The organism is Thermostichus vulcanus str. 'Rupite', assembly GCF_022848905.1.
Lineage (GTDB): Bacteria > Cyanobacteriota > Cyanobacteriia > Thermostichales > Thermostichaceae > Thermostichus > Thermostichus vulcanus_A.
The window spans coordinates 1-4,958 of the sequence record NZ_JAFIRA010000048.1 but is presented as its reverse complement, the minus strand read 5'-3'; the positions used below and the strand labels follow the sequence as shown (position 1 = coordinate 4,958).

6 protein-coding genes and 1 pseudogene are annotated in these 4,958 nt (G+C 55.0%); 3 read left to right on the top strand and 4 right to left on the bottom strand.

Annotation, left to right across the window (positions count from 1 at the left end; genetic code table 11):
• The 3 genes and pseudogenes from JX360_RS14625 to JX360_RS14615 form a co-directional block, all read right to left on the bottom strand.
• Positions 1–412, bottom strand: a pseudogene (locus JX360_RS14625) (RNA-guided endonuclease TnpB family protein); the annotation flags it as partial.
• 75 nt (positions 413–487) lie between these two features.
• Positions 488–862, bottom strand: coding sequence for a phosphatidate cytidylyltransferase (locus JX360_RS14620; protein WP_279611537.1), 375 nt, complete (start codon positions 860–862; stop codon positions 488–490).
• Positions 863–1,204: 342 nt separating this feature from the next.
• Positions 1,205–1,786, bottom strand: coding sequence for an HAD hydrolase-like protein (locus JX360_RS14615; protein WP_244352367.1), 582 nt, complete (start codon positions 1,784–1,786; stop codon positions 1,205–1,207).
• An 8-nt stretch (positions 1,787–1,794) separates the two neighbouring features.
• Between JX360_RS14615 and JX360_RS14610 the strand changes: the two genes are divergently transcribed.
• A complete protein-coding gene (locus JX360_RS14610; RefSeq protein ID WP_244352365.1) occupies positions 1,795–2,967 on the top strand; it encodes an RNA-guided endonuclease TnpB family protein in 1,173 nt (390 codons plus the stop codon).
• Here JX360_RS14610 and JX360_RS14605 read toward each other — a convergent pair.
• The gene (locus tag JX360_RS14605) at positions 2,941–3,219 is read right to left on the bottom strand and encodes an HAD family hydrolase (RefSeq protein WP_244352363.1); all 279 of its coding nucleotides are present in this window, start codon (positions 3,217–3,219) and stop codon (positions 2,941–2,943) included. The genes JX360_RS14610 and JX360_RS14605 overlap by 27 nt on opposite strands.
• A 237-nt stretch (positions 3,220–3,456) precedes the next feature.
• On the opposite strand from JX360_RS14605, the gene JX360_RS14600 reads away from it, so the two are divergent.
• Positions 3,457–4,539, top strand: coding sequence for an ABC transporter substrate-binding protein (locus tag JX360_RS14600; protein WP_244352361.1), 1,083 nt, complete (start codon positions 3,457–3,459; stop codon positions 4,537–4,539).
• A 124-nt stretch (positions 4,540–4,663) separates the two neighbouring features.
• Positions 4,664–4,909, top strand: coding sequence for a hypothetical protein (locus JX360_RS14595; RefSeq protein ID WP_244352359.1), 246 nt, complete (start codon positions 4,664–4,666; stop codon positions 4,907–4,909).
• The last annotated feature ends 49 nt before the right edge of the window (positions 4,910–4,958 follow it).

Below are 4,958 nucleotides of genomic sequence, written 5' to 3'. Positions count from 1 at the left end.
CGTGCTCCGCACCGCTGACGCGACCGTGCTCCGCACCGCTGACGCGACCGTGCTCCGCACCGCTGACGCGACCGTGCTCCGCACCGCTGACGCGACCGTGCTCCGCACCGCTGACGCGACCGTGCTCCGCACCGCTGACGCGACTGAGCATCCCCCGCTGGTAGTTACCAATGGCCAATTCAAAGCGCTCACGTCCCTCCACGGTTGTCAAGGAAACCGTCCAGTCCTTCTCCCGGAAAGAGAAAATCCGAGCGTCGTAGGTCACAAATCCAGCTTTGAACGCCTTGACAGGACGATTCTTTTGTTTGGCAACCTTGCGAGAGCCCGCCACTCGACGGCACACCTGTTGAGCCAAGTTGCTCGACAGACCAAAGCGGTCGCGCAGCGTTTTGAAATGGGTTAGGGGCACCACCGTTGGTGTAGCAAATCTGCGTTCACTTTCGGGATGCAGAGGATGAAAGAGCTGTAGACAATTTAATAGCCAAAATTAATAGCCAAAATCTCCTTTGAAGAAGAACCGGGCTGTATGAAAAAAAAGGGGGCTCACCCAAAGCAGACTATCCACCCGATCCAAAATGCCGCCATGTCCGGGTAACAACTCACCGAAATCTTTAATGCCCAAATCTCGTTTGAACGCACTCATCACCAAATCCCCTACTTGCCCACCGATTCCCACCAACAGTCCGGTGATCCCCACTAGCCAAACTGGAAAATGGGGAAAGGCAATCGGCCAGTTCAAATAGGCCAGAACCAAACTGGAAACCAAGGCCATCAGGGATCCCTTAATCGTCTTTTTGGGAGAAAGGCGTGTCCAAGGGGTTTTCCCCATCCCTAACGCCTCGGTCAATGTTTCCAGCATCATATTCAGTCTCTGCCCGCTTCTCCCTACTTTAGGCAGCTGGAAGCCTGTTACCCACTCGAGGAACGCAATGGTGGGGACTTACCTAGATGGGGGAGTGCGGAAAACCGTGTTCTTCGATACGAGTGATCCAAATTACAGACAAGTCTTGTAAAATAAGAGGTTACGAAGGTATCGACTCCGTCAGCGCGGATTCCCTCACTCCCCAAACCTAAGACCTGACCCAAGGATTGACCTATGACGCTGGTTGCACTGTTTATTTTTGTGATGTATCTGATCGTCTCCAACCTGAATGCTCAAGCAGAGCGATAAGCTCTCTGTCTACAATTCAAGCCCTGTGTAAACTCACTTTCCTTCAGTGAGGATCGCCAGCAACTCCGATAGGTGCTCAATGAGATGGGTATGGGGCTCCTTGGCCAGCTCTTTAGCAGCATGGGATCCACTCGTAACACCGAGCACATAACGGCATCCGGCACGGGATCCCTGTTGCAAATCAGAGGGAGTATCACCCACTTTGGCCACCTGACTCACCTGATCTACCCCAGTACGGCGCATCGCCTCAAAGATCATATCGGGATGGGGGCGACCGTTGGCCACTTCATCGCTCGTGACACTGGCATCGATTAGGCCCTGTTCCAGCCAGCCCAACCGTTGCAGCAAAACATCCGCTGTCGCTCGGTCAAAACCTGTATCCAGGGCAACGCGGATCCCCTGTTTTTTTAAGGCCGTGAAGGTTTCCGAAGCTCCAGGGGCTTCTTGTAAGTCGGGATCCGTCTGGTAAAAGCGAATCATGGCTTGCAGGTAGAGGCTGTGAACTTTGTCCACCAGTTCCGGGGTTACGAAAAGCAGCGTAAAGCCCCCGGTTTCTAACCGGGGGATATAAGCGCACAGGCTGAATTTATTCAGCAACAGAAATAGTACATACAATAGTCCCCATGAAACGGGTCACCACGACACTCAAGCTCAAGTTTCTTGACCTCAATGCGGTCAAAGCAGAGATGTTTGCCCAGACGGTTTGTGCGACAACCGCACTGGCAAACGAACTGCTCCGCATCAGTCCAAAGGAACGAAAAGCATTAACAACCGCCAAAGTGGTGACACCACTCAAGTCGGCCCTCTCCAACCAAGTGATTCGTGTCCTGAAGGGGAAAGCCGGCCAGCGGGTCAAGCACTTCAAAGTGTTCTGGCCAGAGGTCAACAACCAAAACTGGAAGCTGCACAAAGTAGGTAGCACCTACTCAGTGAGCTTCCCCACGATTCAGGGTGACAAGCGGGTTCCCCTTGAGGTTAGCAGTTCCTACTATGCCGAGCGTCTTGAGCGCATCCTGGCCGAACAGGATTGTGAACGGGGAACCTTGAAACTGATGCAAATACGTGGGGTTTGGTATGCCGTTCTGTCTATCACTTGGGAAGTTCCCGAAGTGAAGAGTACGGAGCGACTGGGTGTTGACCGGGGGCAGAACCGTTTGGCAGTGGCGGCCACCCGTTGGGGTCGGGCGGTGTTTTTTGGGGGTGGAGAGGTAGCTCACCGTCGTCGTCGTTTCCAGAAGCGTCGCGCCCAGTTGCAACAGGCGGGTAAATACCGAGCACTCAAGCGACTGGAGCGCAAAGAAGCCCGTTGGATGAGGGCGGTCAACCACACCGTTAGCCGTCGCATTGTACGGTTTGCCAAGGCGGTAAATGCGGATGTGTGGATGGAAGACCTCTCGGGTATCCGCCAATCCAGACAGAGCCAGAAGGCTCGCTCTGATGCCGGGAAATCGCGCCATACCTGGTCGTACTACGACCTGGAGTGGAAGGTTGCCTACAAGCTGGAAATGGCGGGCAGGACGCTGCATAAACGTCCTGCTGCCTACACATCCAAAACCGACCACAGGACAGGATTGATTGGGAAAAGGAGTGGGCATTTGTTCACCGGGCAGGACGGGTATTGCTGTGATGCCGACTGGAATGCCGCAATGAACATTGCCCAGTGGGACGGATTCTCGTGTCCCCTGAGTCTAAAAGAAGCCATATCTGTAATGGGTACGGTCGGCTCAGGGGATGGGGTAGTTGGCAATCCCCTGAACTCCATGAATCCCTCACAGCTTCAAGCTGTGGGGAGCTAGAAGGGAGAATCCCCCGGTTTCTAACCGGGGGAGTGTCAACTGGGCAGCATCCGGCCAGTGCTTCTCCAGCAATAGGCGCACGGCGACGGGTTTCGGATAGCCCATGACGGGGTTGGTTTCCGTTATCCCAATCGGGATCCCCACCTGTGCGAAGGCGGCGATCAAGGCTTTGCTCACATCGTCGTTGTCTTTGACCGTGGTGCCAGCCATATCGAACACCACCAGACGAATGATCATAGCAGCCTCGCTCATCTCCCCTCACTCTACAGGGGATCCCGATCCAAAATTCAGGCCTAATGCCACAAAGATCCCCTCAGCAGGGATCCGAAAACTATAGGCTGGCCCTGTCTGGTGGAACTGGATGGGGCTAGCAACCGTCTGCAACAGTTGGTAACAGCAGATACCGCTTCCCTCGGGGATCTCCGGTTTGATGGTGTTGCTGATGACCGCTTTACAGTTCGCAAGGGATTGGGTTAAGGAGAGTTTGTCATGGTTCCGTCTCGTCCATCTGAGTTGTCACCAAACACCAGCGCGCTCACCCGTCGTCAGCTCCTGAAAGTGGGGGCTGCAGCCTTGGGTGGTAGCCTGCTGGCCGCAGGTGGTGCTCAAGCCCAACGCAAGCCCTCCCCCACCTTGCTTGTGGCACAGGGATCCGGCCTGGATCGGGTGAGTTATGCCACCAACTGGTATGCCCAGGCAGAGCACGGCGGCTTTTATCAGGCGGTGGCTACCGGTATCTACCGGGATCATGGTCTGGATGTGACGGTGCAAATGGGTGGCCCCGGTATCAACATCACCCAGATTTTGGCAGGCGGTGCGGCTGATTTTGCCATGGGGGGCAGTGCCGGGGTGATCAACGCCGTGAAGGAGGGGATCCCTTTGATATGCGTAGCCGCCATATTCCAAAAAGACCCCCAGATCATCATGGCCCACCCTGGCACTGAGCGGTTTGAGGATCTCAAGGGCCGGCCAATTTTCATCTCTCGGGGTGCTTTCGCCGGTTACTGGCCCTACCTCAAGTCGCGCTTTGGCTTCACCGACGATCAAGTTCGCCCCTACAACTTCAACCCTGGTCCCTTCCTAGCAGATCCCACCTCAGCCCAGCAGGGTTACCTCACCTCCGAGCCCTTTGCCATTCAACGGGAAGGGGGCTTTGAGCCGGTGGTGTTCCTCTTGGCCGACCTAGGCTATAGCCCCTACTCCACCACCATCGAAACCCGCCGCCAACTGGTGGAAACCAACCCCGACTTGGTGGAACGATTTGTGGATGCTTCGATCAAGGGCTGGTACAGCTTCCTAGAGGATCCCCGCCCGGCCTATACCCTGATCAAGCGGGATAATCCGGAGATGACCGATGAGCAATTGGCCTACAGCTTCGAGAAGTTGCAGGAGTACGGCATCATCAAGTCTGGAGACGCGCTGGAGAAAGGCATCGGCGCTATGACCGATGAGCGCTGGCAAACCTTCTTCGACAGCATGACGGTGGCGGGTGTGTTTGAGCCGACCATCAACTATCAAGCGGCCTATACCCTGGACTTTGTGAACAAGGGCACTGCTTACTACACCGCTTGAGCCGTTCCCGAATGGCGCTAAGTCTGTAATGAAGGGATCCCCAGCCAAAGGGATCCCTTTTATACCTCTTTCGTCAGTATGGGGAGGCTAGGCTTGAGGTAGAAGCTGAACTCCTTACCCAGCCATGACTCTAGCTCGTCAGGCGCTACCCACCCTTCAAGTCCTTGATGACTACTGTGAGGCCTACCGCCCCCACTTTCCTGAAGTACGCAGCTTTGAGTTTTTTAAGCTCATCCTTTTGGGTTTACTTTCCCCCATGAAGCGGAAGGGCTTGCCTGCCATTGCTCGCCATGTTGGGGTAGAAAGTCATCAATCCTTGTGGACTTGGTATTTGCAGACAGCCTTGACGGTGAGAGCAGCACTTTTGTGAATGGGTTAGAAGAGATGGGGCTGGAGTATATGGTCTCAATTCGCAGTAA